This window comes from Conyzicola nivalis (assembly GCF_014639655.1).
Classification (GTDB): domain Bacteria; phylum Actinomycetota; class Actinomycetes; order Actinomycetales; family Microbacteriaceae; genus Conyzicola; species Conyzicola nivalis.
Genome location: NZ_BMGB01000001.1, coordinates 1413379 through 1429048, shown reverse-complemented (window position 1 = coordinate 1429048; position 15670 = coordinate 1413379). Strand labels below are relative to the sequence as shown.

The 15670-nt window shown below is 70.5% G+C and carries 16 protein-coding genes; 9 read left to right on the top strand and 7 right to left on the bottom strand.

Features of this window, described 5'->3' with window-relative positions:
• The first annotated feature begins 138 nt into the window (after positions 1-138).
• The 5 genes from IEV96_RS07060 to gatB all read left to right on the top strand — a co-directional run bounded on the left by IEV96_RS07060 (position 139) and on the right by gatB (position 6098).
• The gene (locus IEV96_RS07060) at positions 139-1845 is read left to right on the top strand and encodes an ATP-binding protein (RefSeq protein ID WP_188509934.1); all 1707 of its coding nucleotides are present in this window, start codon (positions 139-141) and stop codon (positions 1843-1845) included.
• Complete coding sequence (locus tag IEV96_RS07055; RefSeq protein ID WP_229733124.1) at positions 1842-2552, top strand: response regulator; 711 nt, start codon at positions 1842-1844, stop codon at positions 2550-2552. The genes IEV96_RS07060 and IEV96_RS07055 overlap by 4 nt, the downstream gene beginning before the upstream one ends.
• Positions 2553-2739: 187 nt before the next feature.
• Complete coding sequence (gatC, locus tag IEV96_RS07050) at positions 2740-3039, top strand: Asp-tRNA(Asn)/Glu-tRNA(Gln) amidotransferase subunit GatC (protein WP_188509933.1); 300 nt, start codon at positions 2740-2742, stop codon at positions 3037-3039.
• A 3-nt stretch (positions 3040-3042) separates the two neighbouring features.
• Positions 3043-4581, top strand: coding sequence for an Asp-tRNA(Asn)/Glu-tRNA(Gln) amidotransferase subunit GatA (gene gatA, locus IEV96_RS07045; RefSeq protein WP_188509932.1), 1539 nt, complete (start codon positions 3043-3045; stop codon positions 4579-4581).
• Positions 4581-6098: an Asp-tRNA(Asn)/Glu-tRNA(Gln) amidotransferase subunit GatB gene (gene gatB / locus IEV96_RS07040; RefSeq protein ID WP_188509931.1), complete on the top strand. Its 1518-nt coding sequence runs from the start codon at positions 4581-4583 to the stop codon at positions 6096-6098. The genes gatA and gatB overlap by 1 nt, the downstream gene beginning before the upstream one ends.
• Here the strand turns inward: gatB and IEV96_RS07035 are convergent.
• Complete coding sequence (locus IEV96_RS07035; protein WP_188509930.1) at positions 6022-7260, bottom strand: FUSC family protein; 1239 nt, start codon at positions 7258-7260, stop codon at positions 6022-6024. The two genes, gatB and IEV96_RS07035, sit on opposite strands and share 77 nt — an antisense overlap.
• Before the next feature lie 86 nt (positions 7261-7346).
• On the opposite strand from IEV96_RS07035, the gene IEV96_RS07030 reads away from it, so the two are divergent.
• Together IEV96_RS07030 and IEV96_RS07025 are read left to right on the top strand one after the other, a co-directional pair.
• Positions 7347-7853 carry a macro domain-containing protein gene (locus tag IEV96_RS07030; protein WP_188509929.1) on the top strand — a complete coding sequence of 169 codons (507 nt, stop codon included), beginning with the start codon at positions 7347-7349 and terminating at the stop codon, positions 7851-7853.
• Positions 7854-7968: 115 nt separating this feature from the next.
• Entirely contained in the window at positions 7969-8991 is a 1023-nt protein-coding gene (locus tag IEV96_RS07025) for an alpha/beta hydrolase (RefSeq protein WP_188509928.1), read from the top strand.
• A gap of 2 nt (positions 8992-8993) precedes the next feature.
• Here IEV96_RS07025 and IEV96_RS07020 read toward each other — a convergent pair whose 3' ends face one another.
• Entirely contained in the window at positions 8994-9965 is a 972-nt protein-coding gene (locus IEV96_RS07020; RefSeq protein ID WP_188509927.1) for a hypothetical protein, read from the bottom strand.
• Positions 9962-10615, bottom strand: a complete 654-nt coding sequence (locus tag IEV96_RS07015) for a SatD family protein (RefSeq protein ID WP_188509926.1) — start codon at positions 10613-10615, stop codon at positions 9962-9964. Before IEV96_RS07015 ends, IEV96_RS07020 begins: the two co-directional genes overlap by 4 nt.
• Positions 10616-10831: 216 nt before the next feature.
• Here IEV96_RS07015 and IEV96_RS16785 point away from each other — a divergent pair, with 216 nt between their 5' ends.
• The gene (locus IEV96_RS16785; RefSeq protein WP_188509925.1) at positions 10832-11533 is read left to right on the top strand and encodes a DUF4279 domain-containing protein; all 702 of its coding nucleotides are present in this window, start codon (positions 10832-10834) and stop codon (positions 11531-11533) included.
• Here the strand turns inward: IEV96_RS16785 and IEV96_RS07005 are convergent.
• The gene (locus IEV96_RS07005; RefSeq protein ID WP_188509924.1) at positions 11530-12222 is read right to left on the bottom strand and encodes an NAD(P)H-hydrate epimerase; all 693 of its coding nucleotides are present in this window, start codon (positions 12220-12222) and stop codon (positions 11530-11532) included. The two genes, IEV96_RS16785 and IEV96_RS07005, sit on opposite strands and share 4 nt — an antisense overlap.
• 62 nt (positions 12223-12284) lie before the next feature.
• Between IEV96_RS07005 and IEV96_RS07000 the strand changes: the two genes are divergently transcribed.
• On the top strand, positions 12285-12665 hold the full coding sequence (locus tag IEV96_RS07000) for a DUF3054 domain-containing protein (RefSeq protein ID WP_188509923.1): 381 nt from the start codon (positions 12285-12287) through the stop codon (positions 12663-12665).
• Between the two features lie 3 nt (positions 12666-12668).
• Here IEV96_RS07000 and IEV96_RS06995 read toward each other — a convergent pair whose 3' ends face one another.
• The 3 genes from IEV96_RS06995 to IEV96_RS06985 are packed head-to-tail and all read right to left on the bottom strand — an operon-like array spanning position 12669 to position 15666.
• Entirely contained in the window at positions 12669-13742 is a 1074-nt protein-coding gene (locus IEV96_RS06995) for a glycosyltransferase (RefSeq protein ID WP_188509922.1), read from the bottom strand.
• The gene (locus IEV96_RS06990) at positions 13739-14560 is read right to left on the bottom strand and encodes a glycosyltransferase family 2 protein (protein WP_188509921.1); all 822 of its coding nucleotides are present in this window, start codon (positions 14558-14560) and stop codon (positions 13739-13741) included. Before IEV96_RS06990 ends, IEV96_RS06995 begins: the two co-directional genes overlap by 4 nt.
• Positions 14557-15666 (bottom strand): glycosyl transferase, encoded by a 1110-nt coding sequence (locus IEV96_RS06985; protein WP_188509920.1) that lies wholly within the window; start codon positions 15664-15666, stop codon positions 14557-14559. Before IEV96_RS06985 ends, IEV96_RS06990 begins: the two co-directional genes overlap by 4 nt.
• Positions 15667-15670: the final 4 nt, after the last annotated feature.

Sequence of the window (15670 nt, the reverse complement as noted above, 5' to 3'; positions counted from 1 at the left end):
GATTGCTGATTGGACGGTACCGACCGCGGGCGGCCCGGCGACCCTTTCGTAACTATTGGCCGCGACTCACCGGGGCCGCGCACCGCCCGTGACGGTGCGGTTCGGCGGCCGACGCACGACAATGGGGGAGTGAAAGCAATGTCGCTTCGAAACCAGCTCCTGCTGTTGCAGGCGCTCATCGTGTGCGTCGTTGTGCTGGCGACCGGGATCGTGGCGGCGAGCCTGTCGGAACGCCAGGTGCGCGACGCCTACCTCGACCGGATGATCGGAGTCGCCCAGTCGGTCGCCGGTCTCCCCGCGATCCGGGACGCGTTCGACGACCCGGACCCCGCGGCGGTCATCCAGCCCATCGCCGAGGTGATCCGTGAGGCGTCGAACGTGACCTACGTCGTGGTGACCGACGCCCGCGGCATCCGCTATTCGCATCCCGATGCCGACCGCATCGGCGAACGGGTCTCGACCGACCCGTCCGTGCCGCTCTCCGGCGAGATGTACGTCGGCACCCAGACCGGCACGCTCGGCGAATCGTGGCGCGCGAAGGTGCCCGTGCGGCTCGACGACGGCACCGTCGTCGGCACGGTGTCGGTCGGAATCCTCGAATCGTCGCTGCGGGCCGACTTCGTGGGCGGCCTGGGCGGCCTGGTCATCGCGCTCATCGCGTCGGCGGTCGTCGGCATCTTCGGAGCGGGGTGGGTGACCGCGATCATCCGGCGACGCATCTACCGTCTGGAGCCGAAGGAGATCGCGTCGCTCGTCGGGTCGCGCGAGACGATGCTGCACGGACTGAGCGAGGGCGTGATCAGCGTGGACGAGAACGGCGTGATCGTTCTCGTCAACGACGCCGCGCTCGAGCTGCTCGCGCTGGAGGCCGACACGCTGACCGGTCACGCGGCGGCGGAGGTCTTGGAAGCGCCGCTCGTCGCGGTGCTGGAACGCGGGGAGGCCGGCGGGCAGCTGGTGCTCGCGGGCGAGCGCATCCTCGTCGCCCGCAGTACGGGCACCGAGCTCGACGGGCACGCGGTCGGCGCGACGCTGCTCGTGCGCGACCACACGGAGCTGCACCAGCTGCTGCGCGAGATGGACGGAGCGCAGTCGCTGACCAACGGCCTGCGCGCCCAGGCGCACGAGTTCGCGAACAAGCTGCACGTGATCTCCGGCCTGCTCGAGCTCGGGCTCGTCGCCGAGGCGCGCGACTTCGTCGAACGCACCGGGACCGGCGGCGCGCTGCGCGTGGCCGGCGAGGAGGTCATCCGCGAGATCCCGGAGCTCGCGGCGCTGCTGCTGGTGAAGGCCAGCCATGCGCGGGAGCTCGGAATGGGGCTGGCCATCACCCCGTCGGAGCCACTGCCGGCGGTGCTGCGGTCCGATGCTGCGGCCACCCTGCGCGAGGACCTCGTGACCGTCGTCGGCAACCTGATCGACAATGCGCTCGAGGCCTGCGCCGCGGGCAACCGCATCGAACTGAGTTTCGCGATCGACGACGGTCTCGTGCGACTGACCGTCGACGACGACGGGTCGGGTATCGCGCCGGACCAGTACGAGCGGGTATTCGAGGAGGGCGTGAGTTCGAAGTCGGTTCCGGATGCCGGGACGGGCGGGGCGGATGCGGGGACGGGCGGCGGGGCGGATGCCGGCCCGGGGACGGCGGCCACCCTGCGGCGCCGGGGTATCGGGCTGGCACTCGTGCGTCGCATCGTCGAACGCTCCGGCGGACGGGCGACCGTCGGCCGGTCGTCTCTCGGGGGAGCGCGGTTCACGGTGGAGCTGCCGCTGGGCGCCGAGGTGCTGGCGGCCGCGGGTGTGGCTGCGGCGGCGGGTGCGCGGGCCGGGACGGCGACGCGGTGACCGTTTCGCCGAAGCTGCGCACCATCATCGTCGACGACGACGTGGAGGTGGCGGCCCTGCACGCCCGGTTCGTCGCGGTGCATCCGGCGTTCGAGGTGGTCGCGACCGCGCACAGCGGACCGGAGGCCCTGCAGCTCATCGAACAGAACCGTCCCGACCTCGTGCTGCTCGACTTCGACCTGCCCGGACTGTCGGGGCTCGACGTGCTGCGCGGCTTCCGTGCGCTCGGCGGGCACCAGCCGGAGGTGATCGCGGTGACCGCCGCGCGGGATGTCGACAGCGTGCGGCAGGCGCGCAGCGCGGGGATCCAGCACTACCTGGTGAAGCCGTTCACCGCCGCCAACCTGCAGGCCCGGCTCGAGGATGTAGCGCGCGACCGCCTGGCCCTGCTCGAGTCGCTCACGAACGACGGGCTCGCCCAGCGGGACATCGACGCGCTGATGCGCTCGGGAGCGCGCGGGCGCGTACAGCCGGGACGCCCCGCACCGCTGCCGAAGGGGCTGAGCGCACCCACGCTCGAGACGGTGGAGGGCGCGCTGGCCGGGGCTCCGAACAGTTCCGCGGCGGAGATCGCGACCCTGTCGGGACTCTCGCGGGTGAGCGCCCGGCGCTACCTGGAGTACCTCGTCTCGGTGCAGCGCGCGCGCAAGTCGCTCGACTATGAGACCGCGGGGCGTCCGTCGGCCCGCTTCAGCGTCCTGCGCTGAGCGGGCGAACGCGCGCGCCGCGCCTCATCTCGCGTCGTCGCCCACCCCTGCCACCCCGCCCGCCCCGCCCACGCTGGGCACCGTGCGACGCTTGGCCCGTTAAGCTGGAGTGTCTCGAGCGGGCCGCGTCCGGCCGTGCTCGATAGCACCGCTTACAACCGCACCGCTCACAATCGCACGGAGTCCCATGTCTGAAATCACGACCGACGTCGTCTCGCACCTCGCGAACCTCGCGCGGATAGCGCTGACGCCCGAAGAGATCGCCACGCTTTCGGGCGAACTCGGCGCGATCCTCGACAACGTCGCCAAGGTGAGCGAGGTGGCCACGCCCGACGTGCCCGCGACGAGCCACCCGATCCCGCTGTTCAACGTGTTCCGTCCCGACGTGGCCGGCGAGACCCTGACCGCAGCGCAGGCGCTCGCCGGAGCCCCCGAGCACGACGGCGCCCGCTTCAAGGTGTCCGCCATTCTCGGAGAGGAGCAGTAACCCATGACGCTCATCAACCTCAGCGCCGCGGCGCTCGCCGACAAGCTCGCCAGCGGCGAGGTCTCATCGGTCGAAGCCACCCAGGCCCACCTCGACCGCATCGCCGCCGTCGACGGCGACGTGCACGCGTTCCTCCACGTCTCCGCCGACGCACTGACCACGGCCGCCGCCGTCGACGCCAAGCGCGCCGCGGGCGAGAAGCTCGGCCCGCTCGCCGGTGTGCCCGTCGCCATCAAGGACGTGCTCTGCACCATCGACATGCCGTCGACCGCCGGGTCGAAGATCCTCGAGGGCTGGGTCCCGCCGTACGACGCCACGGTGGTCGCCCGCCTGCGCGCCGCGAACCTCATCCCGCTCGGCAAGACGAACATGGACGAGTTCGCGATGGGTTCGTCGACCGAGCACTCCGCGTACGGCCCCACCCATAACCCGTGGGACCTCGAGCGCATCCCCGGCGGCTCGGGCGGTGGCTCCGCTGCGGCCGTCGCCGCATTCGAGGCGCCCCTCGCCCTCGGCTCCGACACCGGCGGCTCCATCCGCCAGCCCGCGGCCGTCACCGGCTCGGTGGGCGTCAAGCCCACCTACGGCGGCGTCTCCCGTTATGGCGCAATCGCCCTGGCCTCTTCCCTCGACCAGGTCGGCCCCGTTTCCCGTACGGTGCTCGACGCAGCTCTACTGCACGACGTGATCGGCGGTCATGACCCGCGCGACTCCACCTCCCTTACCGACGAATGGCCCAGTTTCACGGCCGCGGCGCTCGCGGGCCGGAAAGCCGAGAGCCTCAAGGGACTCCGTGTCGGCGTCGTCAAACAACTCGACGCTCCCGGCTTCCAGTCCGGAGTGACGCAGCGCTTCCACGAGAGTCTCGAGATTCTCGCGGCAGCTGGCGCCGAGATCGTCGAAGTGGATGCACCCAACTTCGAGTACGCGGTCGCCGCGTACTACCTGATTCTTCCGGCCGAGGCGTCGTCGAATCTCGCGAAGTTCGACTCTGTGCGATTCGGCCTCCGGGTCAACCCTGTGGGGGGAGGCACCGTCGAAGACGTGATGGCCGCCACCCGTGAACAGGGTTTCGGTCCCGAGGTGAAGCGCCGCGTCATACTCGGCACCTATGCCCTCAGCGCCGGCTACTACGACGCCTACTACGGCAGCGCGCAGAAGGTGCGCACGCTGATCCAGAGCGACTTCGCGGCGGCGTTCGACCAGGTCGACGTCCTCGTCAGCCCGTCGGCACCGACCACCGCGTTCAAGATCGGCGAGAAGATCGACGATCCGCTCGCGATGTACCTCAACGACGTCACCACCATCCCGGCCAACCTCGCGGGCATCCCCGGCATGAGCCTGCCGATCGGGCTCGCCCCCGAAGACGGCCTGCCCGTTGGCATCCAGATCATGGCCCCCGCGCGGGCGGATGCGCGCCTGTACGAGGTCGGCGCGACCCTCGAGCGCCTCCTGGAAGAAAAATGGGGCCACACCCTCATCAGCCGGATCCCCGACCTCAGCCAGACCGAGATGCGCGCAGCAACAGAAGGAGCCATCTGATGGCCAAGGCAGAACTGATGGACTACGACAAGGCACTCGAGCTCTTCGAGCCGGTGCTCGGTTTCGAAGTGCACATCGAGCTCAACACGAAGACCAAGATGTTCTCCGATGCGCCGAACCCGGCCAACTCCGAGAACCAAGGCGCGGAGCCGAACACGCAGATCACGCCCGTCGACCTCGGACTGCCGGGGAGCCTGCCCGTCGTCAACGAGCAGGCGGTCAAGTTCGCGATCAGCCTCGGCCTCGCCCTCGGCTGCGAGATCGCGCCGTCGAGCCGCTTCGCGCGCAAGAACTACTTCTACCCGGACCTCGCGAAGAACTACCAGATCAGCCAGTCGGATGAACCGATCGCCCACGACGGCAACGTGGAGGTTGAACTGCCCAACGGCCGCGTCTTCCAGGTGTCGATCGAACGCGCCCACATGGAGGAGGACGCCGGCAAGCTCACGCACGTCGGCGGCTCGACCGGCCGCATCCAGGGCGCCGAGTACTCGCTCGTCGACTACAACCGTGCCGGTGTCCCTCTCGTCGAGATCGTGACCAACATCATCTACGGCGCCGAGGCCGACGCGCCCGATCTGGCGAAGGCCTACGTCTCGACGATCCGCGACATCGCCGTCTCGCTCGGCATCTCGGAGGCGAAGATGGAGCGCGGCAACTTGCGCTGCGACGCCAACATCTCGCTGACCCCGCGCGGCTCGGGCAAGCTCGGCACCCGCACCGAGACGAAGAACGTGAACTCGCTGCGCAGCGTCGAGCGTGCCATCCGCTACGAAATCCAGCGCCAGGCCGCCATCCTCGCGAAGGGCGGCACCATCACGCAGGAGACCCGTCACTGGCACGAAGACACCGGCGTCACGAGCGCCGGACGTCCGAAGAGCGACGCCGACGACTACCGCTACTTCCCGGAGCCCGACCTTGTGCCGGTGCGCCCCAGCATCGAACTGGTCGAGGAGCTGCGCGCCGCGCTGCCCGAGGCGCCGGCTGTGCGCCGCCGCCGCCTCAAGGAGGCGTGGAGCTTCACCGACCTCGAGTTCCAGGACGTGCTCAACTCCGGCCTGCTCGTCGAGGTTGAGGAAACCGTCGCCGCCGGTGCGGCACCGGCCCAGGCCCGCAAGTGGTGGACGGGCGAGATCGCCCGCCTCGCGAACGTGGCCGGCGTCGACGCGTCGTCGCTCGTCTCGCCGCTGCACGTGTCGTTGCTCATCGCGATGATCGAGGGCGGCGAGCTGACCGACCGTCTCGCGCGCCAGGTGCTCGAGGGCGTCGTGGCCGGCGAGGGCAGCCCCGCCGAGGTCACGAAGGCCCGCGGCCTCGTGGTCGTCTCCGACGACGGCCCGCTCATCGCGGCCATCGACGAGGCGCTCGCGGCCCAGCCCGACGTGCTCGAGAAGATCCGCGACGGCAAGGTGCAGGCCGCCGGCGCCGTCATCGGTGCGGTCATGAAGGCCATGCGCGGCACCGCCGACGCGGCCCGAGTGCGCGAACTCGTGTTGGAGCGCGCGCAGCAGCAATAACCCGCGCTGAAGACACGGGGTCGCCACTTCTCGCAGTGGCGGCCCCGTTCGTCGTCTGTTCCACCCCGCCCGCCGCTGCGCCGTTCGGCCGCTCGCGCATGATGGCCAGGATGCGCCTCGCGCTCACCGCCACCGAAGCCGCGGTGCTGAGCGACGAGGGCGCGCTGTCGTGCTGGTCGTCGAGTCGTGCGAGTGCGGCCTCGAGGGCGTCGTCGGCGGCCGTGACCGCGTCGGAGACGTCGTCTCCGGCGTTGCGCGACTCCAGTACGGCCGCGATGGCGCGCAGCGCGTCGCCGAGCGGCCCGCGCAGTTGGGCGGGGAGCTCGGCCGAGAACGAGCGCTGCCAGATGGCCGCGGCGAGCACATCGGTCATGTCACGCACGTGGAAGGTTATGGATTCCAGATCGTAGAGGTCGGAGTAGTCGCTGCCGAGGTCGCGCTTGTGCAGACGCGCGCGGGGGTTGCCCTTGCCGGTCTCCTCGGCGTCGCGCAGCGCCTCGCGCACGGCGTCCGCCGTCTCGCGCAGCGTGTCGCTGCGGTCGGCCCAGTCTTCGTTCTGGGGCGGCCAGCTGTCGACGAGCGCGTCGGCCATCTCGTCGAGGTGGGTGGCGAGCAGGGTGCGGAAGTCGCTGAGCCCCGACACCGCGGCGGTGATGCGCAGCGGCGGGAAGATGCTGAGGTTCACGATGAGCCCGACCGCGATGCCGACACCCATCTGCACGATGTAGCCGACCGAGTACGACTCCGCGTCGCCGCCGCCGACGATGAGCACGAACAGCGCGGCGACCGGGGCGTATCCGCCGCTCTGGCTGAGCCACCGGAATCCCGAGACGAGCACGCCGATGCCCACGACGAGCGCGATGGTGAGGAAATTGGGCTCCGCGAACAGGATGACCGCCCCGGCCAGCACGATGCCGACCGCGAGCCCGACCAGGGTCTGCAGGCCGACGCGCACCGAGCCCATGAGGGTGGGCGTCATGCTGATCAACGCGCCGAGGGGCGCGTAGTACGGGTAGTCGTCGGCGACGCCCGGCACGAACGGTGCGACGAACCACGCGATGCCCACGGCGAGGGCGGTCTTGGCCGCGAGCAGGAGGCGCGAGTGCGTTATCCAGGCGCGCACGGTCAGGCGTGCGCGCAGGGTGGAGCCAGAAATACGCATCCGCGCAATTTTACCGGCGGGCCGCTGAGTCGCGGCTGCGCACAAACGGGCGCGCGTGGGCGCGGCGCGCGGAGTAACCTCGGCCCGTGACATCCCTAATCGCGACCCAGGCCGACATCACCCGTTTCCCATCCGACGTCATCGTCAACGCAGCGAACACGAGCCTGCTCGGCGGTGGGGGAGTCGACGGCGCGATCCATCGCGCGGCCGGACCGCGGCTGCTCGAAGCGACGCGGCTCCTGGGCGGGGCGCGCACCGGGGAGGCGAAGATGACGGATGCGTTCGGTATCGCCAGCGCCCAAAAGATCATTCACACGGTGGGTCCGGTGTACGCGTCGCAATCTCCGGCCGAGAGCGCGGAGCTGCTGGCACACTGCTACCGCAACAGCCTCACACTCGCGGCGGAGTTCCGTTCGATAGCTTTTCCCGCGATCTCCACCGGCGTCTACGGGTACCCGGCTGCGGCGGCCGCCGGCGTCGCGGTCGGTGCGATCCGGGAGTGGCTCGCGGGTCACCCCGACACGTCGCTGGAGACGGTGACCCTCGTCGCGCACAGCGCGGCGGACCTGGCGGTGCTGCGCGCGGCGCTCTAGCCGAACTGCCATCCGTGCGGCATTAGCGCAGGGCTGATACCAGCCGGATATCAGCTGAGGGCTTATCGTGGGCGGATTCTCGCCTCACTGAGATACCTTCAGCTAGGCTCCGGGTATGCCCCGACGGTCACGGCCCTGGATCCGCCGCAAGAGGAACGCCATCCCGCTCGCGCTGCTGGCCTCGGGGCTCGGAGTCCTGCTGGTCTCACTGGTCAGCCCGTGGCCGGCCGCCCTGCTGATCCGGCTCGTCTTCGAGAAGGGGGCGGCCGACACTGTTGCGGAGATGGAGCCGTACGCGCCGGCCGACGGCGTCGGGCAGCACCTGGACGTTTCCTACGCCGACGGCGGTGCCCACACCACCCTCGACGTGTTCACGCCCGAGGCCGGGAACGAGGCGCTGCCGACGGTCGTCTGGATCCACGGCGGTGCCTGGATCTCGGGGGATAAACGCGACATCGCGCCCTATGCTCGCATCCTCGCCGACCGCGGCTACACGGTGGTGACCCTGAACTACACGGTCTCACCCGAGACGACGTACCCGACGGCGCTGAACGAGCTCAATACCGCGCTGGGCTTTCTCTCGCGAAACGCCGCCGACTATCGCATCGACCCGACGCGGTTCGTCATCGCCGGAGACTCTGCCGGATCGCAGTTCACGAGCCAACTCGCGACGGTGGTGACGAACCCCGACTACGCGCGCCTGCTGGGCGTCGATCCGGCGATCGACGCGGAGCAGTTGCGGGCGGTCATCCTGAACTGCGGGATTTACGACGTGAGCGGCATCCCTGACGTGCCCGGCATCGGCGGTTGGGGGTTCCGCACGGCGCTCTGGTCGTACATCGGCGACAGGGACTGGTCGCGGCACCCCGCGGGGCAGGAGATGTCGACCGTGGACTACGTCACGGAGGACTTTCCGCAGACCTGGATCTCCGGCGGCAACGGCGACCCGCTGACTGCCACCCAGTCGCGCCCGTTCGCGAGCCGGTTGGAAGCTCTGGGCGTGCCGGTGACCGGCGTGTTCTACGACACGGACCACGCGCCGTCGCTGCCGCATGAGTACCAGTTCCACCTCGACTTCGTCGACGCACGGGCGGCCCTGGAGTCGACAGTGCGGTTTCTCGACTCGGTGACCTGCTGAACTCAGCCGCGTGGCGCACCGAGCGCCGCGAGCAGCGCCACGAGGAGCACGAGGGCCCAGCTCGCGAAACTGCCGACCAGGAAGTACTCGGCCTTCGAGCCCCCGGTCGTGTCCTTCGAGATCTCGGGAAAGCGGATGATGCCCTTCGCCGCCACGAGCGCGGCGATCGCGGTGAATTGACCGGCGAGCACGAGGGCGAGCAGGAAGAGGCGTTCGAGTGGGCCGATGAAGCGTCCGCCCTTGAGTTCGACGAACGGCACGGGGGATGGTTCGAGGGCGACGTTCTGCGCTGGAGTCGGTTCCGGTGCGGGCGCGGGCGCGGGGGCGACGGGGGTGCGCGACCACCAGCGATGCCGCGCCGGCGACGAGGCTGCTGCCGTCGGAGTCGCCGCCACTGCCTCGCTCGGCGAGGTTGCCTGAGCCGCCACAGCACCCGCCATCGCACCCGCCGCAACGTCCGCGACCGTGTCGATCGGCGCCGCGCGTTCGCCCCGCAGCGCGAGCCGCACGATGACGTTCGACGTTTCGACGAGGAACAGCGCACCGCCCAGCACGAGCGCGAACGTCGTGAAGCTGATTCCGTCGAGAACCGCGTAGGAGAGGCCGTCGTACCAGGCCGGGAGTGGCCCGTGCGGACGCGGAAGCCACGGTCCCCAGACGAACGCGGCCGCGATCACGGCCGCGAGTGCGCCGAGCGCCCAGTAGCCGGCGCGACGGTCGGCGTCGGGGTTGCCTTCGCCGCCCTCCCGCGTCGCGAACAGCCAGCCGATGATCGCGGCGCCGGCGATCGGCGACCACCACAGCGGCAGGCCGCTCGACACGGAGGCCAGCACGAACGCCGCGATGCCGAGCGCGGCACCGAGAACGGTCGAGGCGCCCGAACGGCGGTCGTCGCGGCGGGCACGGGCTCCGCCGCGCACCCGGGTGAGGTCTGCGAGGCCGAGCGCACCGAGGAAGAACGCGAGCAGGATCATCCGAATACCCCCGACGTCTCGAGCAAGAGCGCCTCGCCGGCGATCACCGCGTTCGCCCCGCTGCGGGCGAGGTTCTGCGACACCGCGGACTGCGTGATGCCCTCCTGCTGGGCGAGCACGCCCTGCGTTTCGCCGAGCAGCTGACCGAGCAGCAGCCGCCGCGCCCGCGGATTCATGGCGGTGACGATCTGGTCGCGACCGAGCAGGTAGGCGTTCACGAGGGCCTCGGTCGAGCTGGGTTCGGCCGCGCGGAACCACGTGCGAACGAAGCCGAGCTTCGAGTACTCGTGTCTGCGTGCCTCATCGATCGCCCTCCTCGCGGCCCACCATGCGGAACCATCTTGCAACGCACCTGCGACACCGGTGCCGATGGTCGCGAGCTCGCCGAGCCCGAGGCCGAAGCGGCAGTCCACGCCCTCGGGCAGCGAGAGCCGGGCCAGCAGCGTCGCGCTCAACGCGGTGGTCAGGTCGGCGTACGCGGCCTGGAACTCGTCGCCGACGGTCGGCTGCAACGGCTGGTTGGCCGTGACCAGGTCGTTGACGCGCCCGAACGCCGCCTCGATCTGGCGTTGGAGCTCGCGCCGGTCGGCGTGCGCGCGGGACTTCGAAACGTCCACGATCACGGCGACGGCGTTAGCTGGGGCATCCATGGCATTAGGTTATACCTAATTCCAGCAATAAATAAGTCAGAATCTTATAGACCCGATGCGCAACTCAGGCAGATTCTCGGATGTCGCGGCCACCGCCACGCGACATCCGCGTTGCACCGCGGCAGGCGGCATCCGCGAGCCTGTTTCTGCCTGAGTTGCGAGCCGGTGCGGGGTTGCGAACGGGGCCCGCGCAGGCACGGCGGTTACGCTCGATGGGTGATTACGCACAGCAAGGCCTCCCTCTCGATCATCAGCGAGACGCACGCGGCGGCCGAGGTGGACGCCGTGCTCGGCCTCGAACCGACGCGCACCGCGGAGATCGGCGACCGGAAGGCGCTCAGCGGGCTGCCGCGCAAATACTCGCTCTGGGTGCTCGAGGCCGAGGCGCACGACGGGCTCGACCCGCTCGAATCGCTCGCCGAGGTGCTGCGCGGCAAGGCGGCGGCGCTCGAGTCGCTGCGCGGAAACTACTCGACCGAGATCGTCTACGGCGGCTTCTCCGACAGTTCGCAGGGCAGCTTCGTCTTCTCCGCCGGGCTGATGGCCGACCTGGGCGCGCTCGGCTGCGACTTCCTCGGCACGACCTATCTCGAGGAGCCCGAGTACGACACCCCGAACGTGCGCGAGGAGGTCGTGCTGCCGGTGATCCCCGGACGCGAGGACGAGTTCGAGACCGCTTTTGCGACGGCGCAGCACATCGTCGCGGCGTCGCCCGGCTTCCGCGATCTCACGCTGTCGCGCGGCATCGAGACGCCGAACCACTACCTGCTGCTCATCGAGTGGGACTCGCTCGAGGCCCACGAACAGGGCTTCCGCGGCTCGCCGGCCTACGACGAGTGGCGGTCGCAGCTGCACCACTTCTACGAGCCGATGCCCGAGGTGGCGCACTTCACCGAGCTGGCGCGGCTGCGCGGCTAGCGCGTCACCAGCGGCTCCATCGCGGCCAGCTGCTCGCTTAGCCCGATGTCGACGAGCCGGATCTCGCCCGCGAACCCGCTCGCCGGCGCCAACAGCAACCCGGCCTTGTAGCCGCCGAACGTCACCGTCAGGGCGGCGCGCAGCACGCACGGGTCGGGCACGCTGCCGTCGTCCGGGTGGATGCCGCTCGGAATGTCCACCGCGACCACGGGCGTTGGGCTTCCGGCCGCGATGATGGCGGCGACGATGTCCCGTGCCGTTCCGCGGAGGGCCGGATGCGCGCTGGTTCCGGTTCCGAGGATGCCGTCGAACACGAGATCCGCGGATGACACGAGCCGGGCGATCCCGTCGGGTGCCGCCGAGCCCGCGCGATCGGCGGTCGCGGTGGGAGGGAACTCGTGGGCTCCGGCTCCCAGCGCGGCGTCGATCGCGGCGTCGTGCACCCGGTCGCCGGTGCGCACGATCGTGACATCCGCCCCGGCTCTTGCCAGGATCGCGCCGGCGTAGAGCGCGTCGGCGCCGTTGTTGCCGGTGCCGACGAGCAGCACGACCCGGGCGTCGTCGCGGCCGACGAGGGCGCGGGCCTCGCGGGCGAGTCCGGCGGCGGCACGCTGCATGAGCGGGACGCCCGCCTCGAGCAGGGGCGCTTCGGCGGCCCGCAGCTGGGCCGCGCTGTAGCCGAGGATCATGGGTCTATTGTGGCGCCTGAGTTGGTCGCTGAGCCCGTCGAAGCGCACGTACCGTTAACCCCATGCGCCCCGCCACCCGAACCGCACTGCTCGCCTTCCTGACCGACGCGGCGGTCGTGCTCGTCTTCGTGCTGATCGGCCGGGCGAGCCACGACGAGCACCCGGTGCTCGGCGCGCTCATTACCTACTGGCCGTTTTTCGTGGCGCTCATGGTGGGCTGGGTGCTGGCCCGCGCCTGGAAGTCTCCGCTGGCCGTGCTGCGCAGTGGCGTGCCGATCTGGGTCACGACTGTCGCGCTCGGCATGGTGCTGCGGGTGCTGGGCGACCAGGGCGTGCAGTGGAGCTTCGTGATCGTGACATCCGTGGTGCTGGCGGTCTTCCTGCTCGGCTGGCGGGCCGTCGCCCGACTGGTGACCGCGCGGCGTCGGGCCCGCGCGAGCTAGCCCTTAGGCGGAACGTTCGACCGGCACCGGGCACAGGTCCGCGAGCACGAGCTCGTACGCGTCGACCATCCCGCCGAAGTCGAACCGGCGCGAGGCCGCGAGGGCTTCCGACCGGTCGATGCGTCGTGCCCGGGTGATCGCCGATGCGAGAGCCGCGGCATCCGTCGATCTCGACATGCAGCCGCCCCGCTCGCCGAGCAGTTCGCTCACCGCTCCGTTGGGCAGGGCCGCCACGGGCGTGCCGCTCGCGAGCGCCTCGACCACGGTGAGTCCGAACGGTTCCTCCCAGAGCGGCGACGACACGAACACCTCGCCCGAGGCGAAGAAGTCGGCGAGTTCGCGGTGCGGCAGGTGGCCGCGGTACCGCACATCGGTGCCGAGGCGCGGCGCGATCTCCGTGTCGAAGTAGTCCTGGCGCGAAACGGGCCCGGCGAACTCGAACTGCATCCCCGCGCTGCGGGCGGCGTCGATGGCGAGGTGCAGACCCTTCTCGCGGGTGATGCGGGCGCCCCACACGGCGAGCCCCGGGGTGTGCGCGACCTTGGGCTGCCAACGGTCGAGCTTGATGCCGTTCGGTACCACGTCGACCTCGGGCAGCAGGCCGCGCCAGCCGCGCGCGTTCGACTCGGACACCGTGACGTAGCGGTGCAGGGGGCTCGGCGTCCAGTTCGGGCGGCTGACGATCGCGGTCACGTCGTCGAGATTGGCGGGCGTGTGCAACACGGTGAGCATCGGCAGCTCGCGCATCGAACTGAAGGGCAGCGAGCTGAGCGAGTTGTTCAGCACGACGTCGAACTCGCCGTCGTGGATGGCCTCGATGCTGTGATGCACGGCCTCGGCCAGGAAGCCCTGCTGCTGTTTGCGCACGAGCGGGCTCGCGAGGTTGGTGAACTCGAAGTCTTTCGGCACGAGGGGGTAGATGTCGGCGTCGCTCACCGAGCCGTCCTTCGCGAACAGCGTCACGTCGTGTCCACGGGCGACCAGCTCGTCGGCGAGCATGGCGGTGTGCGCCTCGGTCCCGCCCTCGTACGGTTCGGCGATGGGGTGGTGCATGTGGCTGAGCAGCGCGATTCTCACGTGGTGACTCCGATTCGGGTGTATAAGCCGGCCGCGTCGCGACCCACGAGGCCGAGGCGTTCGAACTCGTCGAGCCAACCGCGCATGGGCCAGAAGCCCCAGCGGCTTTCGAACAGGGCGCCGTTGACGAGAATGTCGTCGAGGTGCTGCACCGGCGGATCCTGCGTCTCGTGGAACTGGTGGTACGCGACCGCGCCGCCCACCCAGACCAGGTCGATCCCGGCGTCTTCGGCCGCGAGTCCGAAGTCGGTGTCTTCGCCGCCGTACCCGTGGTAGCCCTCGAAGAACCCGCCGAGGTCGTTCCACGCCGCCCGGTCGACCGCGAACGACAGCGACCAGAACAGGTCGTGGTGGCCCAGTTCGATCTCGCCGGGCGCCGGGTTCGGACGGAACGCGTGCACGTGAGCGGCGTCGTCGAAGGTCTCGGGGCTGGCGTAGTCGACGCCCTCGGGCAGGTAGCCGACGGGTCCGGCGACAAGAGACCGCGGATGCTGCTCCGCCGCTTTCGCATACAGGTCGAGCAGCCGCGGGTGCGGAATGCAGTCCACGTCGAGGAACACCACGACGTCGGCGCCGCGTTCGAAGGCGAGGCCCGCACCGCGATTGCGCGCGGCGGCGAGAGGAAGTCTGCCGTCGACCGGCACGTCGACGACGAGCGGAGCGGGGACACCGCCGGGCGCCCAGCCGGCCAGTTCGGGATCACCCATCGCCACGACGATGTAGTCGTCGGCCGGTCGCGTAGAGAGCGCGAGGCCCGCGTGTTGGCGGGCGAGATGGTCGTGCCGGCCCGACGCGATGGTGACGACCGCGACCCTCACGCTGCGTCGGTCCGGGGAGCGGAAGGCAGGGGAGCGGAAGGCAGGGGAGCGGCGTCGGCACCGAGAGAAAGGTGCCCGTCGCTGCCGTCGACGTCGCCTTCTGCTCGGCCGCCGCCGGTCAGCGCCACGCGCCGCACGATCGCCGCCGCGCGGGCGGCCGACTCCCCGTCGCACCAGACGTTCCACGCCTCGCCGTCGAGCGCCGCGGTGTCGTTCACGAGCCGGGCCCAGTCGACGTCGGCCGCGTCCGTTGCGGCGTCGATGATCGCTACCGGCATCTCGCTCGCCGCGAGGGCACGGCCCATCGCGTGCTGCTCGTCGTGGGGTCGGTCCTCGGGAACGATGACCGCCGGCACCCTCGACGCGGCGATCTCGGCCAGCGCGTTCTCGCCGCAGTGGGCGAACACGAGGGCCGACGTGCGCAGCGTGTGCGCGACGGTCTCCCGGTCGGCGCCGGAGAGCACGACCCAGTTCGCGTCGGGGAGGGCGCGTCGCGCTTCGGTGATCACGGCGTCGAGCGAACTGAGCCCGCGCGTGCCGAAGCCCGCGAGCACGGCGATCTGGCCGGCGACGCGGGGCAGCGGGTCGACGGTGGCGATGCGGCTGATGGCGCCGACGGGTTCGATGCGGGGTGCGACATCGTCCGCGACGTGGAGTGCGTCGATACCCTGCGGCCAGACGGCGACGATCGCGCTCGACGCGCGGTAGCCCAGCGAGTGGGGCGCATCCGCTCTATCGCCCGGTTGGGCTATCGAGACGACGGGGATCCCGTGCAACCGCACCAGCATCGCGACCTCGACCGAGACGTCGACCACGACGGCGGCGGGCGTCTCGCGGCGGAGCCAGTCGGCGATGAGTCCCATGCGTTCGCGCAGTCCGTCCGAGCCGAGCGGAACCCAGTGCAGGGCGCCGTGGGCGGTGGTATCCGCGGCGGCGTCCCGGTCGTGCGGGGAGTGGTCGAGGGGCAGGTCGACCCAGCCGCCGGTCCAGTCGGCGGGGCGTTGCGACGACGAGAGGATGGTGACGTCGTCGCCCAGCTCGTGCGCGATCGACATGGCGCGGTGCAGGTGGCCGGCGCCGCGGTGGTGCGCGTAGTACCCGATCACAGGG